Source organism: Candidatus Mycobacterium methanotrophicum (assembly GCF_023515995.1).
In the GTDB taxonomy this organism is placed as follows: domain Bacteria; phylum Actinomycetota; class Actinomycetes; order Mycobacteriales; family Mycobacteriaceae; genus Mycobacterium; species Mycobacterium methanotrophicum.
In genome coordinates, this window is the sequence record NZ_CP097320.1 from 4,410,332 (window position 1) to 4,428,581 (window position 18,250).

Annotated in this window: 12 protein-coding genes and 1 pseudogene; 6 read left to right on the forward strand and 7 right to left on the reverse strand. The window is 65.3% G+C overall.

Translation table 11 applies throughout. The annotated features are described in order from the left end of the window. Nucleotides 1-4 precede the first annotated feature (4 nt). Nucleotides 5-1,681 (reverse strand): long-chain-fatty-acid--CoA ligase FadD2, encoded by a 1,677-nt coding sequence (fadD2, locus tag M5I08_RS23095; protein WP_219066049.1) that lies wholly within the window; start codon nucleotides 1,679-1,681, stop codon nucleotides 5-7. Nucleotides 1,682-1,728: 47 nt separating this feature from the next. Here fadD2 and M5I08_RS23100 point away from each other — a divergent pair, with 47 nt between their 5' ends. Continuing rightward, nucleotides 1,729-2,961 carry a DNA polymerase domain-containing protein gene (locus M5I08_RS23100; protein WP_219066051.1) on the forward strand — a complete coding sequence of 411 codons (1,233 nt, stop codon included), beginning with the start codon at nucleotides 1,729-1,731 and terminating at the stop codon, nucleotides 2,959-2,961. A gap of 26 nt (nucleotides 2,962-2,987) precedes the next feature. Here the strand turns inward: M5I08_RS23100 and pstA are convergent, their stop codons facing one another. The 4 genes from pstA to pstB all read right to left on the reverse strand — a co-directional run bounded on the left by pstA (nucleotide 2,988) and on the right by pstB (nucleotide 6,962). Then, a complete protein-coding gene (gene pstA / locus M5I08_RS23105) occupies nucleotides 2,988-3,884 on the reverse strand; it encodes a phosphate ABC transporter permease PstA (RefSeq protein ID WP_249763437.1) in 897 nt (298 codons plus the stop codon). A 13-nt stretch (nucleotides 3,885-3,897) separates the two neighbouring features. Further along, the gene (pstC, locus tag M5I08_RS23110; RefSeq protein WP_219066117.1) at nucleotides 3,898-4,914 is read right to left on the reverse strand and encodes a phosphate ABC transporter permease subunit PstC; all 1,017 of its coding nucleotides are present in this window, start codon (nucleotides 4,912-4,914) and stop codon (nucleotides 3,898-3,900) included. A gap of 63 nt (nucleotides 4,915-4,977) precedes the next feature. Continuing rightward, complete coding sequence (gene pstS, locus M5I08_RS23115; protein WP_219066055.1) at nucleotides 4,978-6,093, reverse strand: phosphate ABC transporter substrate-binding protein PstS; 1,116 nt, start codon at nucleotides 6,091-6,093, stop codon at nucleotides 4,978-4,980. 5 nt (nucleotides 6,094-6,098) lie between these two features. Next, complete coding sequence (gene pstB, locus M5I08_RS23120) at nucleotides 6,099-6,962, reverse strand: phosphate ABC transporter ATP-binding protein PstB (RefSeq protein ID WP_219066118.1); 864 nt, start codon at nucleotides 6,960-6,962, stop codon at nucleotides 6,099-6,101. Nucleotides 6,963-7,162: 200 nt separating this feature from the next. Between pstB and pstS (M5I08_RS23125) the strand changes: the two genes are divergently transcribed. Continuing rightward, the gene (pstS, locus tag M5I08_RS23125) at nucleotides 7,163-8,254 is read left to right on the forward strand and encodes a phosphate ABC transporter substrate-binding protein PstS (RefSeq protein WP_219066057.1); all 1,092 of its coding nucleotides are present in this window, start codon (nucleotides 7,163-7,165) and stop codon (nucleotides 8,252-8,254) included. A 76-nt stretch (nucleotides 8,255-8,330) separates the two neighbouring features. On the opposite strand, the gene pstS (M5I08_RS23130) is transcribed toward pstS (M5I08_RS23125), so the two are convergent. Beyond that, nucleotides 8,331-9,452 carry a phosphate ABC transporter substrate-binding protein PstS gene (gene pstS / locus M5I08_RS23130; protein WP_219066119.1) on the reverse strand — a complete coding sequence of 374 codons (1,122 nt, stop codon included), beginning with the start codon at nucleotides 9,450-9,452 and terminating at the stop codon, nucleotides 8,331-8,333. Nucleotides 9,453-9,518: 66 nt separating this feature from the next. After that, nucleotides 9,519-9,652: pseudogene (locus M5I08_RS27365) on the reverse strand (phosphate ABC transporter ATP-binding protein); the annotation flags it as partial. Nucleotides 9,653-10,041: 389 nt separating this feature from the next. Here M5I08_RS27365 and pstS (M5I08_RS23140) point away from each other — a divergent pair. The 4 genes from pstS (M5I08_RS23140) (at nucleotide 10,042) to M5I08_RS23155 (ending at nucleotide 18,082) form a co-directional block, all read left to right on the forward strand. Then, entirely contained in the window at nucleotides 10,042-11,133 is a 1,092-nt protein-coding gene (pstS, locus tag M5I08_RS23140; protein WP_219066059.1) for a phosphate ABC transporter substrate-binding protein PstS, read from the forward strand. Between the two features lie 216 nt (nucleotides 11,134-11,349). Continuing rightward, complete coding sequence (locus M5I08_RS23145; protein ID WP_219066061.1) at nucleotides 11,350-13,299, forward strand: serine/threonine-protein kinase PknD; 1,950 nt, start codon at nucleotides 11,350-11,352, stop codon at nucleotides 13,297-13,299. Then, on the forward strand, nucleotides 13,287-14,318 hold the full coding sequence (locus M5I08_RS23150) for an ABC transporter substrate-binding protein (RefSeq protein ID WP_219066063.1): 1,032 nt from the start codon (nucleotides 13,287-13,289) through the stop codon (nucleotides 14,316-14,318). The genes M5I08_RS23145 and M5I08_RS23150 overlap by 13 nt, the downstream gene beginning before the upstream one ends. 164 nt (nucleotides 14,319-14,482) lie before the next feature. Then, nucleotides 14,483-18,082, forward strand: a complete 3,600-nt coding sequence (locus M5I08_RS23155) for a hydantoinase B/oxoprolinase family protein (protein WP_219066120.1) — start codon at nucleotides 14,483-14,485, stop codon at nucleotides 18,080-18,082. The last annotated feature ends 168 nt before the right edge of the window (nucleotides 18,083-18,250 follow it).

An 18,250-nucleotide genomic window follows, 5' to 3' on the forward strand; every position in this document is an offset into this window, starting at 1 on the left:
GGTGCTACTCCACGGCGATGTCGCGCAGCTCGCGTTTGAGAATCTTGCCGGTCGGATTGCGCGGCAACTCGTCGAGGAAGATGACTTCACGCGGTACCTTGTAGCGCGCCAAGTGGTCCCGGACATAGTGCTTGACAGTGTCCTCATCTAGGCTGGCGTCCGGCTTTTTGACCACGAAGGCGCGCAGCCGCTGACCCCACTCTTTGTCCTCGACGCCAATCGCGGTGGCCTCCACCACGTCTGGATGCCCGCTTATCAGATCCTCGACTTCGGCGGGGAAGACGTTCTCGCCACCGGAGACGATCATTTCGTCGTCACGGCCGCTGATGTAGAGCAAGCCATGTTCGTCGAAGTAGCCGACATCACCGGACGACAGCAAGCCATCGATGATCTGCTTACCGCCGCCGCCGGTGTAGCCCTCGAACGGGAAGCTGGTGCCGACGAAGATGCGCCCCACTTGGCCCTGCGGCAACTCCTTGCCGTTGTCGTCGAAGATCTTCACCTTCACACCCTTGACGACCGGTCCCGCCGTCGAGGGCTTGAACTCCAGATGCTTGGGCTCCGCGATGGTGGCGAACGCGATCTCGGTCGAGCCGTACATGTTGTAGACCACCGGACCGAAGTCCTTCAGCGCCCGTTCGGCCACATCGGCGCCCAGCGCCGAACCGGACACGAAGATGATCCGCAGACGTGATAGATCAGGCCTGGCGTCCATCTTTTCCAGCGCATCGAGCATCCGGGCCAGCATCACCGGCACCACAACGACCGCTGTCACCTTGTGCTTCTCGATGTCTTCCAGCACGACAGCCGGCTTGAACTTGTTGTGCAGCACCAGCGTCGAGCCCAAGAACATCCCGATCGTGGCGTGCAGGAAACCAAGGGCGTGGAACATCGGCGCCGGCAGCGACGTCACCTCGTTCGCTTTGAACGGAACATGCGACAAGATGCCGCCGATCGGCGCCAACGTCGGCGGGGTACTCCGGTTTGCACCCTTCGGCGTACCGGTGGTGCCGCTGGTCAGGATGATGATCGACGAGTGCTTGCTGACCCTGGGAGCTGGCGATTTGCTGTTGGCGGCGATCAGGTCGGCCAACGTCTCGTCGGTGCTGCCAGAGTCGTCACCGTCGGGGACCGTGCCTAGTGCCCGCAGCTTGCCCAGCGGTGGGTCGGCTTTGCTGACGTCGTTGGCGTACTCGTCGTCGTAGATCAGCAGCTTGGCGTCTTCGCGCTCGGACACCGCTTTGATCTGGGGGCCGGAGAACGAGCTGTTGAGCAAAATGATGCGGGCCCCGACTCGGGCGCACCCGAATTCAGCGATCGCGAACCAGCGGTGGTTGCGGGCCAGAATCGCCACCCCGTCGCCGCCGCGAACACCCCTGGCCAGCAGCCCATGAGCCACCGCATTAGCGGCCTCGTCGAGTTCGGTGTAGGTCAGCGACCCGTCGTCGTCGATGATCGCCGCGCGGTTGGGTGTGCGCCGCGCGTTCAGCGCGGGCAGCATGCCGATCTCGCCCCAGTTCCAGATGTCGTTGGCCATCGCGGCATAGTTCAGCGGCGGCTCCAATCGGAACGCCCCCGACTCCATGATCTTGCGGAGGTAGTGCAGTTCGGCCCTCCCGCGCTCGGCATACTGCTGAACTTTGGCTACCGCCTGCCCAGGGAGATCGAAGAGGTTAGGCATAACGTCAGCCTATGTGACGCGCGTCTCGGTTTTTCACCGAAATTACGATGAAGAACATGGCGCCTCCCGTCACACTCGAAGTGGACGGACGCCAAGTCGAGGTCACCCATCCAGACCGCGTGATATTCCCCGCTCACCCCCACACCAAACTGGATCTGATCCGCTATTACCTGGCCGTGGCCGACGGTGCTCTGCGAGGCGTGGCCGGACGCCCGATGATCCTGAAGCGCTTCGTCAAGGGCATCGAGCAAGAGGCGGTCTTTCAGAAGCGCGCGCCCGCGAAGCGGCCACACTGGGTGGACGTGGCGGAGTTGCGCTACACGTCCGGCACGTCGGCCGCCGAAGCCGTCATCCATGACGCCGCCGGGCTGGTGTGGGCGGTCAATCTGGACTGCGTTGACCTCAATCCGCATCCGGTGCTGGCCGATGATCTCGATCACCCCGACGAGTTACGCGTCGATCTGGACCCCACGCCCGGCGTGTCATGGCGCCAGATCCTCGACGTGGCATCGGTGGCCCGCGAAGTGCTGGAGGATTACGGGCTAATTGCTTGGCCGAAGACGTCCGGTTCGCGTGGGTTTCATATCTACGCACGCATCGTGCCCGGCTGGTCTTTTCGGCAAGTGCGGTTGGCTGCCCAGACAGTGGCGCGGGAGGTGGAGCGACGCGCCCCCGACCTGGCGACCAGCCGTTGGTGGAAGGAAGAACGCGAGGGCGTGTTCGTCGACTTCAACCAGAACGCCAAAGACCGCACGGTCGCATCGGCGTATTCGGTGCGGGCCACGCCGGACGCTCGGGTGTCGACACCCTTGCGTTGGGATGAGGTCGCCGGCTGCGACCCGGCCAGCTTCACCGTGGCGACGGTGCCACAGCGGTTTGCCGACATCGGGGACCCGTGGGTGGGGATGAACGACACCGCCGCCGGCCTGGAGCGACTGCTCGCACTGGCCGAGGAACTCGGGCCCGCCGAGAAGGCGTCAAAAGCAGCACGCCCCAGTAGGGCCAGCGCCGGCACGGGGCGCCGCCAGCCGATGATGCCGCTCATCGAGATCGCCCGCACCAAGACCAAAGACGAGGCAATGGCCGCCCTGGACACCTGGTGCAAGCGCCACCCCGCCGCGGCGGATCGTCTGAAACCGGCCGACGTGCTGGTCGACGGGATGCGTGGACCGAGTTCGATCTGGTACCGGATTCGGATCAACCTGCAGCACGTGCCCGACGACCAGCGGCCGCCGCAGGAGGAGTTGATCGCCGACTACAGCCCCTGGCCGATGGGCTGAGACGTATCCGAAAAAGTTTGCAACACTTAATATTCCGAATGCCGTCTGGAGAACCAGGTGATCAGCCGCCCGAGGATGATCAGCAGCAGGACGAATACGATCAGCACGAAGGCCGCGTTATAGGACAGGTCTTGGGCCGTCTTCGACGGCAGATCGTAAAACGTCCAGATCGGGTAGGTCAGGTAACCGACCGGCGAGCCGGTGAGCTTCCCGGTCGGGGCAGAATCCGACCAGCCTGCCGTATATAGCATCGGCGCCGTCTCACCAAATGCCAGCGCGAGCGCCACCAGCATGCCGGTGACGATGCCGGGCGTTGCCGATTTCAGCACGATCTTGCGGAGGGTCCAACCGACGGGCAGCCCGAGCGCCTCGGCCCCTTCTCGATATGAACTCGGCACCTGATGAAGCGCCGACTCGGTGGCCTTGGTGATATACGGAATGCTCAGAACCGACAGCACCAGCACCCCGGCCGCCAGCGAGAAGCCCCAGTGGAAATACACCACCAGCGCGACATACCCGACGTAGCCCAGCACGATGGACGGGATACCGGCTAGCACTTCGTAGGCGCCGCGCAGAATCGATTGCGTGCGGCCGGTGGCGAATTCGGACAAATAGATCCCGGTCAACACACTGACGGTGCCACCCACCAGCAAGACCCCGAAACCGAGGACGCCGGTGCCGATGATCGCATTGCGCAGACCACCTCCGTTGCCCTGCGTATCCTGCACGAGCACGCTCCAGTGGAACACCGGCAAGGCGCGGCTGACGACTCCGGCCAGCAGCCACAACGTCGGGCCGATCACCGCCACCAAACAGCCGAAGCACGCGGCCCAGAACAGCGCGTTGACGACCTTGCGCTGTGCGGCGACCGACCGCTGTCGCGCCGTCAGTGCCTGCCCGGTCCGCGGGGACGTGGTCGCAATTGACTCGCTCACCTCAAATACCCCGTCCGACCGGTAGCGCAGTAGCCGACGCCCGCCGCACCAGCACCCGAGCGGCCACATTCGCCAGCAGGCTGATCACCATCAGCACCAAGCTCACCTCGGCGAGGGTCTTCACCGCGAAGTCTGTGGAGTCAGTCATCGCCGAATCCAGTTGCGACACCACGGTGGCGGCGATGGTGGTCATGGTCGAGTAGATGTTGGCGGGCATCGCACCCAACACCGCACCGGAGACCATGGCGACGGCCATTGTCTCCCCCAGAGCACGCGCGAGCCCTAGCACCACGGCGCCGATGATGCCGCTCGACACCCACGGCAGGGTGACCCGCCGCGCACACTCCCACTCGGACATCCCCAACGCGATCGCCCCCTCCCGGGCGAGCACCGGCACCTGCCGGATCAGGTCCCGGGTGGTGCTGGCGATGATGGGAATGACCATCACCGCCAGCACCAGCCCGGACACCAACATGCCTTCTCCGTGACCGGGGTCGCCGCGGAAGTAGTCGAGCACCGGCACATCAGGAGCGTTGCGGGCGATCACCGGGGCGATGTGGTGGGCGACAAACGGCCCGAACGTCATCGCACCCCACAAGCCGAAGATGACGCTGGGGATACCGGCGAGCAATTCGAGTGTCACCCCGACGGTTGAGGCGAGGCGTTTCGGCAGCCGTTCGACAAGCGCGAACGCCGCTCCGATGGACACCGGCACGGCGATGATCAGCGCGATCGCCGAGGTGGCCAGCGTCCCGACGATCAGCGGCAATGCTCCGTAGTCGGCGCCGACTGGATGCGCGACGCCGTGGGTGACTTCGGTGACCCCGTAGATATTGCCCGGATTCCAATCGGTGGCGGTGAAGAAGTGCAGCCCGTTGACCCTGATCGCGGGCAGCGCCTCGATGATCAGCGTCGCCAGCACGAACACCAGCGCCAGCAGCGGGATCACCGCGCCCACTCCACCGGCCCAGCGGACGGCAAGGCCTCGGCGGCTCACGTCACGAACGCGGCCCAGCATGCGCCCGAAAGGCCGCGGCACGTGCTGTGTCGTGGAAAGTGTCAAAGGATCGACGAAATCTATTTAGCTGGCGATCTTGGCGATCTGGGCGTCGGACAATTTCACCACCGAGGCCGGCAGCGGCTGGAAGTGCACCTTGTCCAGGAACGAAGGGCTGTTACCGTCGGTGATCACCCAGTGCAGGAATGCCTGCAACGTCTGCGCGGTGGCGGCGTCCTTTTGATTGGTGTTGACGATCGCGTACTCGTAGTTGACGATCGGGTACCCGTCGGCAGCTGGCCCGTCGATCAGCGAAATCGCCTGGTTCGCCGGGGTCTGCGAGAAGAAGCTGGCGGCCCCGGCCTGAATGCTGTGGGCGTCGGGCAGCAGATACTTACCGGCGGCATTGCCCAGCTGGGCCTCGCCGAGTCCCTTCTGCCCGGCCTGGTCGAGGTAGCTGATGCCGATGTAGGCGACGCAGCCCGGTGTTCCGGCGCAGCCTGTCACCATGCCGCCGTTGCCGTGCTCACCCAGCGCGCCCGGCACCACGGGGAAATCGACGGTGGTGCCAAAGCCGGGCGACTTGCCCCAGCCGTCGGGGTCTTGCTTGGACAGATACTGGGTGAACAAAAATGTCGCACCGGACCCGTCGGAGCGGTGCAGGGTAACCACCGGGGTGGCGGGCAGGTTCACCCCGGGGTTGAGGGCGGCGATCTGCGGGTCGTTCCAAGTTTTGATCGTGCCCCGGTACATGGCGGCCAGCACTTTGCCGTTCAGCTTGAGGTGCTCGGTGACGCCGGGCAGGTTGTAGTTGACCTGCCAAGCATCAACGGCCAACGCGATGTTCATCAGCCCCTTGTGCATGTCGCCCTCGGACAGGTACGCGCCGGAGGCGCCGATGTTGACCGCCCCGGCGGCGGCCTGAGAGATCCCGGCGCCCGAACCGGTGTCCTGGGTAGTGATCGTGACGTTCGGGTATTTCTCGTGATAGCCCGGACCCCACTGATTCATCAGCGGATACAGCTCTGTGGCACCGGTCTCGGACAATGTCACCGGTGACGTCGCAGGCGTGGTGGCGACACTGCCGGGAGCGGCCCCCGGTTTCGACGAGCCACCCGTGTTCGAACCGCAGGCTGGCGCTGCCAGGACCAACGGCACGGTGGCCGACAGGGCCAACAGGCTCCGCAAACGAATTTTCATCCGCCTCACCCTTCCTTTTCGTTATTTGTATCCGTGGCACCGACGACGACACCGAGGAGCCTGCGGTCACCGAACAGTCCGGAAACGTAACGCACAGTTTCGGCGTGCTTCGGCGATAAAAACAACTGTTCGGTGGGCCCTTCCTCGACCAGCTTGCCGTCAAAAAATAAGGCCGTCCGGTCCCCAATCCGGGCAGCCTGGGCAAGATCGTGAGTCACGATGACCACGGTGAGCCGGTCGGCGAGCGATCGAATGAGCTCTTCGATCTTCTCGGTCGTGGTCGGATCCAGCGACGAGGTGGGCTCATCAAGCAACAACACCTCCGGATTCACCGCAAGCGCACGGGCCAGACACAACAACTGCTGCTGACCACCGGAGAGCCGAAACGGCGAATCACCGAGCCGGTCCTTGACCGCATCCCACAGGCCGACCTCGGTCAGGCGAGCCTCGGCGATGCTCTTGAATTCCTTGCGCGGCGCCATCTTATGAGCGCGCACACCGGCAACCACATTGTCCACGATCGACATCGGGAACGGATTGGGACGCTGGAACAGCATGCCCACCCTGCGGCGGAACTCCATCAGATCCCGGCCGCCGAAGATGCTGCGTCCGCCCAACGCCACATCACCGCTGTACCGGTATCCCGAGACTTTGTCGTTCATCCGGTTCAGGGTGCGCAGGAAGGTCGTCTTACCCGAACCGGTCGGCCCCAGCAACGACGTGACCGCGCGCGCGGGAAAATCCAGGCTCACCTGATCGAGCACGGTTTTAGCGCCGAACCCCAGGGTCAGGTTGACAACCCGGATGGCCGGATCAGCGACACCAGGATCAACCGCGCCGGACTCGGCGTCGAGCTGTTCAGGATCCATCAAAACCCGATGCTACATCCTGACGCCACGCTCAGGCCGGCCCGTTCATCCTTCATCTACCTTCAAACATTTGTATATTCACGGTGGTTCACAGATTTTTGCCGACCAGCGACCCATCTGCCCGACCGAACAGGGCTCCGCGGCTCGCCTCGGTGACAGTGCAAATGTGTTCGTCGCGTCTGACTCTTCAGAGGGGTTCTGTGAGGTTCAACCGAGCTGGCGCCGCGCTGAGCCTGCTGGCCGCCGGCGCACTGGTGCTATCGGGATGCGGCAGCCACACCAACAGCTCGCCGGCGCATGTGGACTGCGGCGGCAAGAAGAAACTCAAGGCAAGCGGCGCGACCGCGCAAGAGAACGCGATCGAACAATTCGTCTACGCCTATATCCGAACATGCCCCGGCCACACACTGGACTACAACGCAAACGGCTCCGGAGCCGGGGTGAGGGATTTCATCAACAACTTGACCGATCTGGCGGGCTCCGGCGATCCCTTGAACCCATCGACGGGTCAGCCCGAACACGCGGCCGCGCGGTGCGGTTCGCCGGCGTGGGACCTGCCGACGGTGTTTGAACCGATCGCGGTCACCTACCACGTCAACGGGGTGAGTTCGCTGAACCTGGACGGGCCCACCACGGCGAAGATCTTCAACGGCGCCATCGCCGTCTGGAACGATCCCGCGATCGCCGCGCTCAACCCCGGCACTAACCTGCGCTCAACGCCCATTCACGTCATCTTCCGCAGCGACCAATCCGCCAATTCGACCAACTTCCAGAAATACCTCGACGCCGCATCCAACGGTGCATGGGGTAAAGGCGCCAGCCAGACGTTCAACGGCGGTGTCGGCGACGGCGCCGCCGGGGATAACGGCACGTCGGCGGCCCTGCAGAGCACCGACGGGTCGATCACCTACAACGAGTGGTCGTTCGCGGTGGGCAAACAGTTGAACATGGCCCAGATCATCACCTCGGCCGGGCCGGACCCGTTGCCGATCAGCACCGACTCGGTCGGCAAGACGATAGCCGGGGCCAGGATCGTCGGGCAGGGCAATGACCTGATGGTAGACACGTCGTCGTTCTACAAGCCGACCCAAGCCGGTGCCTACCCGATCGTGGAGGTGACCTATGAGGTCGTCTGCTCGAACTATCCGGATTCCGCGACCGGCGCGGCCGTCAAGGCGTTTATGCAGGCCGCAATTGGCCCAGGCCAAGACGGCTTAGACCAATATGGGTCCATTCCGCTGCCGGACTCGTTCAAATCCAAACTGGCGACGGCCGTGAACGCTATCTCGTGATTACGGCTCACGATGGCGGTACAACCAGAGATCGGCCGAGGAGCATGTCGGAGCCGCGGAAGGGTCAACCGCCTATTTAGCTGGTGATCTTGGCGATCTGGGCGTCGGACAATTTCACCACCGCGGGCGGGAGCGGCTGGAAGTGCACCTTGTCCAGGAACGAAGGGCTGTTACCGTCGGTGATCGCCCAGTGCAGGAATGCCTGTAGCGTCTGCGCGGTGGCGGCGTCCTTTTGATTGGTGTTGACGATCGCGTACTCGTAGTTGATGATCGGGTACCCGTTCGCGGCTGGCCCGTCGATCAGCGAGACCACCTGGTTCACCGGGGTTTTCGAGACGAAGCTGGTGGCCGCGGCCTGAATGCTGTGGGGGTCGGGCAGCAGGTATTTACCGGCGGCATTGCCCAGCTGGGCCTCGCCGAGTCCCTTCTGCCCGGCCTGGTCGAGGTAGCTGATGCCGATGTAGGCGACGCAGCCGGGAGTCTGGGCGCAGCCGGTCACCATGCCGCCGTTGCCGTTTTCGCCCAGCGCGCCCGGCACCACGGGGAAATCGACGGTGGTGCCAAAGCCGGGCGACTTGCCCCAGCCGTCGGGGTCTTGCCTGGACAGATACTGGGTGAACAGAAAAGTGTCACCGGACCCGTCGGAGCGGTGCAGGGTAACCACCGGGGTGGCGGGCAGGTTCACCCCGGGGTTGAGGGCGGCGATCTGCGGGTCGTTCCAAGTTTTGATCGTGCCCCGGTACATGGCGGCCAGCACTTTGCCGTTCAGCTTGAGGTGCTCGGTGACACCGGGCAGGTTGTAGTTGACCTGCTGAGCGGAAATGGCCAACGCGATGTTCATCAGCCCCTTGTGCGCGGCCATGTCACCCTCGGACAGGTACGCGTCGGAGGCGCCGATATTGACCGCTCCGGCGGCGGCCTGAGAGATCCCAGCGCCCGAACCGGTGCCCTGGCTATTGATGCTGACATTCGGGTACTTCGCTTGATAAGCCGGACCCCACACGTTGAACAGCGGGTAAAGCAGCGTGCTACCGGTCTCGGACAAGGTCACCGGTGACGTCGCGGGCGTGGTGGCGACACTGCCGGGAGCGGCCCCCGGTTTCGACGAGCCACCCGTGTTCGAACCGCAGGCTGGCGCTGCCAGGACCAACGGCACGGTGGCCGACAGGGCCAACAGGCTCCGCAAACGAATTTTCATCCGCCTCACCCTATCCTTTTCGTTATTTGTATCCGTGGCACCGACGACGACACCGAGGAGCCTGCGGTCACCGAACAGTCCGGAAACGTAACGCACAGTTTCGGCGTGCTTCGGCGATAAAACAACTGTTCGGTGGGCCCTTCCTCGACCAGCTTGCCGTCAAAAAATAAGGCCGCCCGGTCCCCAATCCGGGCAGCCTGGGTCGCCTTACCCGAACCGGTCGGCCCCAGCAACGACGTGACCGCGCGCGCGGGAAAATCCAGGCTCACCTGATCGAGCACGGTTTTAGCGCCGAACCCCAGGGCCAGGTTGACAACCCGGATGGCCGGATCAGCGACACCAGAATCGACGGCGCCGGACTCGGCGTCGAGCTGTTCAGGATTCATCAGCACCCGATGCTACATCCAGAACGCCACGCTCAGGCCGGCCCGTTCATCCTTCATCTACCTTCAAACATTTGTATATTCACGGTGGGTTCACAGATTTTTGCCGACCGGCGACCCATCTGCCCGACCGAACATGGCTCTGCGGCTCGCCTCGGTGGCAGAGTGAATGCGTTGGTCGACCTGCTTCTGCGGAGAGGAGTTCTGTGAGGTTCAACCGAGCTGGCGTCGCCCTGCGCCTGCTGGTCGCCGGCGCACTGGTGCTATCGGGATGCGGCAGCCACACCAAAAGCTCGTCGGTGCAAGTGAACTGCGGCGGCAAGAAGGAGCTCCGCGCTAGCGGCTCGACCGCGCAAGAGAACGCGATCGAACAATTCGTCTACGCCTATATCCGCTCATGCCCGGGCTACACGCTGGACTACGCCGCAATTGGCTCCGGAGCCGGGGTGAAGCAATTTTTCGCTAACGAAACCGATCTGGCGGGCTCCGACGTACCGCTGGATCCATCAACGGGTCAGCCCGACCGGGCGGCGGATCGGTGCGGTTCGCCGGCGTGGGACCTGCCGACGGTGTGGGGCCCGATTGCGGTTACCTACCACGTCAACGGGGTGAGTTCGCTGAACCTGGACGGGCCCACCACGGCGAAGATCTTCAACGGCGCCATCGCCGTCTGGAACGATCCCGCGATCGCCGCGCTCAACCCCGGCACCACAATGCCTTCAACGCCCATTCAGGTCATCTTCCGTAGCGACAAGTCCGGAACCTCAGACAACTTCCAGAAATACCTCGATGGCGCATCCAACGGTGCGTGGGGTAAAGGCGTTAGCGAGACTTTCCGCGGGGGTGTCGGCGTGGGCGCCAATGGGAATAACGGCACGTCGGCGGCCCTGCAGAGCACCGACGGGTCGATCACCTACAACGAGTGGTCGTTTGCGGTGGGCAAACAGTTGCACATGGCCCAGATCATCACCTCAGCCGGGCCGGACCCGGTGTCGATCACTACCGAATCGGTCGGCAAGACGATTGCCGGGGCCAGGATCGCCGGGCAGGGCAATGACCTGGTGTTGGACACGTCGTCGTTCTACAAGCCGACCCAAGCCGGTGCCTACCCGATCGTGCTCGCGACCTATGAGATCGTCTGCTCGAAATATCCGGATTCCGCCGCCGGCGCGGCCGTCAAGGCGTTTATGCAGGCCGCAATTGGCCCAGGCCAAGACGGGTTGCAACAATATGGGTCCATTCCGCTGCCGGCCTCGTTCAAATCGAAACTCGCGAAGGCGGTGAATGCCATCTCGTGATTCAACGCGATCATTTCCTTGCAACAGAAATCTGGGCCCTATGGCAGGATAATGGAATTCGCTGCGATAGCCGGAATTCGCTGGGCCCAGCTGGTTGAAGTATTAATGTGTTGGCTATTTAACCGTCGATCGCGGGGCCGGCGCATTATGGGCGTCGGGGACCGGGGCCGGGTGCAACTAGCGGAATCCGATGGCCGGGGGAAGGGAGCGTAGACGGTGAGCGGTACCGAGCGTGGTTCGCGGGTGGGGTCGCAGTTTGGTCCCTATCGGCTGCTACGGCTGATTGGCCGTGGCGGGATGGGCGAGGTCTACGCGGCCGAGGACACCCGCAAGCGCCGCGTGGTGGCGTTGAAGCTGATCTCGGGGCAATACTCCGGCGACCCGATGTTTCGCGCGCGCATGCAACGCGAGGCCGACGCCGCCGGGAGGCTGACCGAGCCGCATGTGGTGCCCATCCATGACTACGGCGAGATCAATGGGCAGCTGTATTTGGACATGCGACTGATCGACGGCACCGACCTGGCCACGCTGCTGAAACGCTCTGGGCCGTTGAGCCCGCCACAGGCGGTGGCCATCGTGCGCCAAGTCGCCGCCGCGCTGGATTCCGCGCACGCCACCGGGGTGACCCACCGCGATGTCAAACCGGAGAACATCCTGATCACCGGCGACGATTTCGCCTACCTAGCGGATTTCGGCATCGCGCGCGCCGCCACCGACCCAGGGCTCACTCAGACCGGGATGACGATGGGAAGCTACAAGTACATGGCCCCGGAGCGGTTCACCGCCGATGAGGCCACCTATCGCGCCGACATCTATTCGCTGACCTGCGTGTTGGCCGAGTGCTTGACCGGGTTTCCTCCGTACCGGGCCGAAAGCATCGAACGGGCGGTCGGCGCGCATCTGACCGCGCCTCCCCCGCGGCCCAGCCAACTGCGACCTGGCGCGGTTCCGCCGGCCATGGATGGGGTGATCGCCAAAGGCATGGCGAAAAAACCCGAGGATCGATTTCACAGCGCCGGTGAACTGGCCAACGCCGCCCACGACGCGCTGACCGCACCCGAACAGCACCAGGCCGTCAGGATCACCGAGGACGCCGCCACCGCCGAGACAACGGCTCGTCCCGCCGCATCGGCTACCGACGCGCAGAGTTGGGGCCCGCCCCCCGGCGGCAACTGGCCCGACCAACCCGCAATGCCGTCCTCTGGCAGACCTGCGGGTCCACCGGCGATCAGCCAACCGCCCCGTGGGCAACAGCCCGATTTCAAGCCCGCCACGTCTGAGCCCCGCCGCAACCGCAAGCTATGGATCTTCATCGGCGCCGTCGTGATCCTGCTCGTCGCCGTGTTCGGCTACCTGGCGAGGCCCCACCACGCCGCATCGACATCGGCGTGCGGACAAAGCGTGTTGCCGTTTACCGGAATCGACTTCCGCCTTTCTCCGAGCGGCGTGGCGGTGGACGGCGCCGGCAACGTGTATGTCACCAGCGAGGGCATGTATGGCCGGGTGGTGGAGTTGGCGGCCGGGTCGAACACCACCACCGTATGGCCATTCGCCGGCCTTTATCAGCCCCAGGGGGTGGCGGTCGACACCGCCGGCAACGTGTACGTCACCGACTTCAACAACAGGGTGGTGAAGTTGGCGGCCGGGTCGAACAACCAGACCGTATTGCCGTTCACCGGCCTCAATTACCCCGAGGGTGTAGCGGTGGATGGCGCCGGCGACGTGTATGTGGCCGACCGGGGCAACGACAGGGTGGTGGAGTTGGCGGCCGGGTCGAACAACCAGACCGTGCTGCCATTCGACGGCCTCAAAGACCCAGATGGTGTGGCTCTGGACAGCGCCGGCAGCGTCTATGTCACCGACACCGACCACAACAGGGTGCTGAAGTTGGCGGCCGGGTCGAACGCCCAGACGGTGCTGCCGTTCACCGGCATCAGCGTGCCATGGGGTATCGCCGTGGACAGCGCCGGCGACGTGTTCGTCACCGAACACGACAGCAGCAAGGTGGTGAAGTTGGCGGCCGGGTCAAACACCCAGAGCGAGCTACCGCTCACCGGGCTCAACACTCCTTTAGCCGTGGCAGTCAAGTCCGACGGGAACGTGCTCGTCGCCGATCGCGGCAACGACAGGGTGGTGCAGCTCGGGGTGAAGGGATGTTCTTCGTAGCGCCGGGTGACCGAACTCCGGCTCGATCGGCGCTATGGACGCTATGGAGTCGGCGCGGGTTTTTGCGTGCCGGCGCGACGGCGGGACTGCTCGCGGTCGCGGCTCCTGCCGCCTGCTCGTCGGACAAGCCGGCACCTGGCCACCGCGCCGGCGGCGGACCGGTGACCATCACCCACGTCTTCGGCGAGACGACCGTCCCCGAGCCACCCAAGCGGGTGGTCAGCGCCGGTTACACCGGGCAAGACGACCTGCTGGCAGTTGGCGTCGTGCCGATCGCGGTAACCAACTGGTTCGGCGACCAGCCGTTCGCGGTGTGGCCATGGGCCCGACCCAAACTCGGCAACGCCAAACCCGTTGTGTTGAGCCTGGACAACGGAATTCAGGTCCAGCAGATCGCCGGGCTCAAACCCGACTTGATCGTTGCGACCGACGCCGGAGTCGATGCGGACACCTACCAGAAGCTGTCCGCGATCGCCCCCACGCTTCCGCAGTCTGACGGCTACGCATTCTTCGAACCGTGGAAGGACCAGGCGACCGCGATCGGGCAGGCGGTTTTTCAGCGTGACCAGATGAAGTCACTGATCAATGGCGTCGACCAGAGCTTCGCCGGTGTCGCGCAGAAGTATCCGCAGTTCAAAAACAAGAGGGTGCTGCTGCTGGAGGGCAACCTGCACCAAGGCAGCGCGGTGGCAGTAACCGGCTGGCGCACTGAGTTTTTGACCCAAATGGGTCTGGCCGTTGCTGACGCCATCACCCCGTTCGCAGTCGATCAGCAGCGCGCGTTCGTTCCGCGCGGCAAGATCAGGGCGGTTCTGGATGCCGCCGACCTCCTGATCTGGACCACTGAAAACGACGCCGATCAACGGGAGCTGCTGGCCAATCCCGACGTGGCGGCGCTGCGCGCGCGCAGCATGTTCACCACCACCGACCAGGCCGGCGCGATCGCGTTCGCATCACCGCTCAGCTACCCGCTGGTGGCCGATCAGCTGCCCCCGCTGATCGGCAATATCCTGCATTAGAGCTTTCGCCGCCGCAGGGAAGCGTGGCGGCGTGCGGTCGCGCGCCGGACCACGCGCTAGGGACCGCGCTGCAACGGTTTTGGCGGCTCGCGGCGCGGAGCTGCGGCGAGACAGGAGTCACCGTGACCGGCAACCCATCCCGACTAGAAGGTGAGGAGCATCAGGTGGCCGGGAGGTGGCAGTTTTGGATCGACCGTGGTGGCACGTTCACCGACATCGTCGCCCGTCGGCCGGACGGGCATCTGCTGACGCACAAGCTGCTTTCGGACAAACCCTCGCGCTACTCCGACGCCGCCGTGGCGGGGATCCGCGCACTGCTTGGTCTGGCGCCGGATGATCCGATGCCGGCCGAGCGGATCGGGGCGGTGCGGATGGGCACCACGGTGGCGACCAACGCGCTGCTGGAGCGCAAGGGCGCTCGCACGGTCCTGGTCATCACCCGAGGTTTCGGGGACGCGCTGCGGATTGGCTACCAGAACCGGCCGCAGATCTTCAGCCGGAACATCATCCTGCCGGAACAGCTCTACCAACGGGTCATCGAAGTCGATGAACGGATCACGGCCGACGGCACGGTGCTGCGGGCTCCCGACCTGGACCGGCTGGCCGGCCAGTTGCAGACGGCCTACGACGACGGGATCCGCGCCGTGGCCGTCGTGTGTCTGCACAGCCACCTGCACCCGGCCCACGAGCAGGCCATCGGCGAGGCGGTCAAGGCGATCGGGTTTCCGCACATCTCGCTGTCGGCCGAGGTCTCTCCGCTGATGAAGCTGGTCTCGCGGGGGGATACCACCGTCGTCGACGCCTACCTCTCGCCGGTCCTGCGCCGCTACATCGAGCGGGTGGCCGCCGAGCTGCCGGGGGTGCGCCTGATGTTCATGCAGTCCAACGGCGGCCTGGCCGAGGCCGGTCACTTCCGCGGCAAGGACGCAATACTGTCCGGTCCGGCAGGCGGCATCGTCGGCATGGTCCGTATGTCGGCCTTGGCCGGGTTCGCTCACGTGATCGGCTTTGATATGGGTGGCACCTCGACGGACGTGTCGCACTACGCCGGGGAGTACGAACGGGTGTTCAACACCGAGGTCTCGGGGGTGCGGCTGCGCGCCCCGATGCTCGACATCCACACCATTGCCGCTGGCGGCGGGTCGGTCCTGCACTTCGACGGCGCGCGTTACCGGGTGGGTCCGGACTCGGCTGGCGCCGATCCCGGCCCTGCCTGCTACCGCGGTGGTGGGCCGCTGACCGTTACCGACGCCAACGTGATGCTTGGTCGCATCCAGCCCGATCATTTCCCTGCCGCCTTCGGTCCTGATGGCGACGAGCCGCTGGACGTCGAAATCGTGCGGCAGCGTTTCGCCGAGCTGGCCCGCGAGATCACCGCGCGGACCGGCGACGACCGTACCCTTGAGCAGGTCGCCCAGGGCTACTTGCAGGTCGCGGTCGCCAACATGGCCAGTGCGGTCAAGCGCATCACGGTGCAGAAGGGCCGCGACGTCGCCGAGTACGTGTTGACCACGTTCGGCGGCGCCGGCGCCCAGCACGCCTGCGCGGTCGCTGATTCCCTGGGCATGGACACGGTCCTGATCCCGCCGATGGCGGGTGTGCTGTCCGCGTTGGGCATCGGGCTGGCCGACACGACCGCAATGCGTGAGCGGTCGGTGGAGTGTCTCCTCGCGCCGGAGGCGATGGAGCGCGTGCGCGGGGTGGCCGAGGCGCTGGAAAAAGACACCCGTGCCCGTCTGCTGGAAGAGGATGTGCCCGCCGAGCGGATCCGCGTGACCCGCCGGGTATACCTGCGCTACGACGGGACCGACACCGCGGTCCAGGTGGGCCTGGCCGACCTGGCGGCCATGGTCGCCGAGTTCGAGGCCAGCTACCGGCGCACCTACTCCTTCCTTATGCACCGTCGGATCATCGTGGAGGCCGTCTCGGTGGAAGCCGTCGGCCTCACCGAACAGCCTGACCTAAGCGCCCTACGGGAGCCGTCCGGTCCGGACGGCTCGGCGTCGGGACACATCGACACGGTCCGGATGTATACCCAGCGGGCCTGGCGGCAGGTTCCGTTGTTCCGGCGCGAGCGGCTCGGCCTCGGCGACACGGTCACCGGGCCGGCGATCATCGCCGAGGCCAACGCGACGACGGTGGTCGACGACGGCTGGCGTGCTCAGGTGACGGCGCTCGGGCATCTGCTTCTGGAGCGCGTGCGTGCCCGCGCCGGCACGGCCGAGGTCGGCGCCGAAGCCGACCCGGTGATGCTGGAGATCTTCAATAACCTGTTCGCCTCGGTCGCCGAGCAGATGGGGGTGCGGCTACAGGCCACGGCCCAGTCGGTCAACATCAAGGAGCGGCTCGACTTCTCCTGCGCGCTGTTCGACCCGGAGGGCAACCTCATCGCGAACGCGCCGCACATCCCGGTGCACCTGGGTTCGATGGGAGCGGCCGTCAAGGAGATCATCGGCCGAAACGCCGGCCGGATAAAGCCCGGCATTGTCTACGCGATCAATGACCCGTACCACGGTGGCACCCACCTGCCCGACATCACCGTCATTACGCCGGTCTTCGGTGACGGCGAGCGGCTGCTGTTTTTCGTCGCCGCCCGTGGCCATCACGCCGAGATCGGCGGGGTGAGTCCCGGCTCGATGCCGGCGCACAGCCGGGACGTGCACGAGGAGGGCGTGCTGTTCGACAACTGGCTGCTGGTGGAGCATGGCCGCTTCCGGGAGGCAGAGACACGGCAGCTCCTGGCTGGGACGCCCTACCCCTCCCGCAACCCGGAAACCAACCTGGCGGACCTGCGCGCCCAGATCGCCGCCACCGAGAAGGGCGCCGAGGAGGTCCGCAAGATGATCGACCACTTCGGACTGGAGGTGGTGTCGGCCTACATGCGCCACGTCCAGGACAATGCCGAGGAGGCGGTACGGCGTGTCATCGCAGTCCTGGGGGACGGCGAGCACGCGTACGAGATGGACAGCGGCGCGATCATCAGGGTCCGTGTCTCGGTAGACCGGGAGAAGCGTGCGGCCACAATCGACTTCACCGGGACCACCCCGCAGCTGGACACCAACTTCAACGCACCGACGTCGGTAGTGATGGCCGCGGTGCTGTACGTGTTTCGGACCCTGGTCGACGACGACATCCCACTCAACGACGGCTGTCTCAAACCTTTGCGGGTGGTCATCCCGCCGGGCTGCATGCTCGCGCCGGTTTACCCGGCGGCAGTCGTCGCCGGCAACGTGGAGACGTCGCAGTCCATCACCGGTGCCCTTTACGCAGCGCTCGGGGCCCAGGCCGAGGGCTCGGGGACGATGAACAACGTGACGTTCGGTAACGAGCGCAACCAGTACTACGAGACCGTCGCCTCCGGATCCGGCGCGGGTCCGGGTTACGACGGGGCGGCGGCGGTCCAAACCCACATGACCAACTCCCGGTTGACCGACCCCGAGGTTCTGGAGTGGCGGTTCCCGGTGCTAGTCGAGAGCTTTGCGATCCGCCGCGGCAGCGGCGGGGACGGGCGGTGGCGCGGCGGGGACGGCGCGGTGCGGCGGCTGGGGTTCCGGGAACCTATGGCGGTCAGCGTGCTGTCGCAGCACCGGCGCGTCCCCCCCTACGGGATGGCCGGGGGAGCGCCCGGTGCGCTGGGCCGCAACCTGGTCCGCCGCGTGGACGGCAGCGTCATCGAACTGGCGGGCTGCGACTCGGCCGAACTGAACCCCGGCGACGTCCTGGAGATCCACACCCCCGGCGGCGGCGGATTCGGGCGTCGCTGAGTCCACTGCGTACGCCGTCATGTCCGTCGCGCTCACGCCTGACAGCGCGTGCGACAGAATCGCTTACTGCACCGCCAGGCCATCAGGCGGGAAGCATGCCGGCGGTAGAACCCGCCGGTCGCCCCACTCATCCTTGCCCTTGCCGCGACCCGGCCCTCTGAGCGTTTG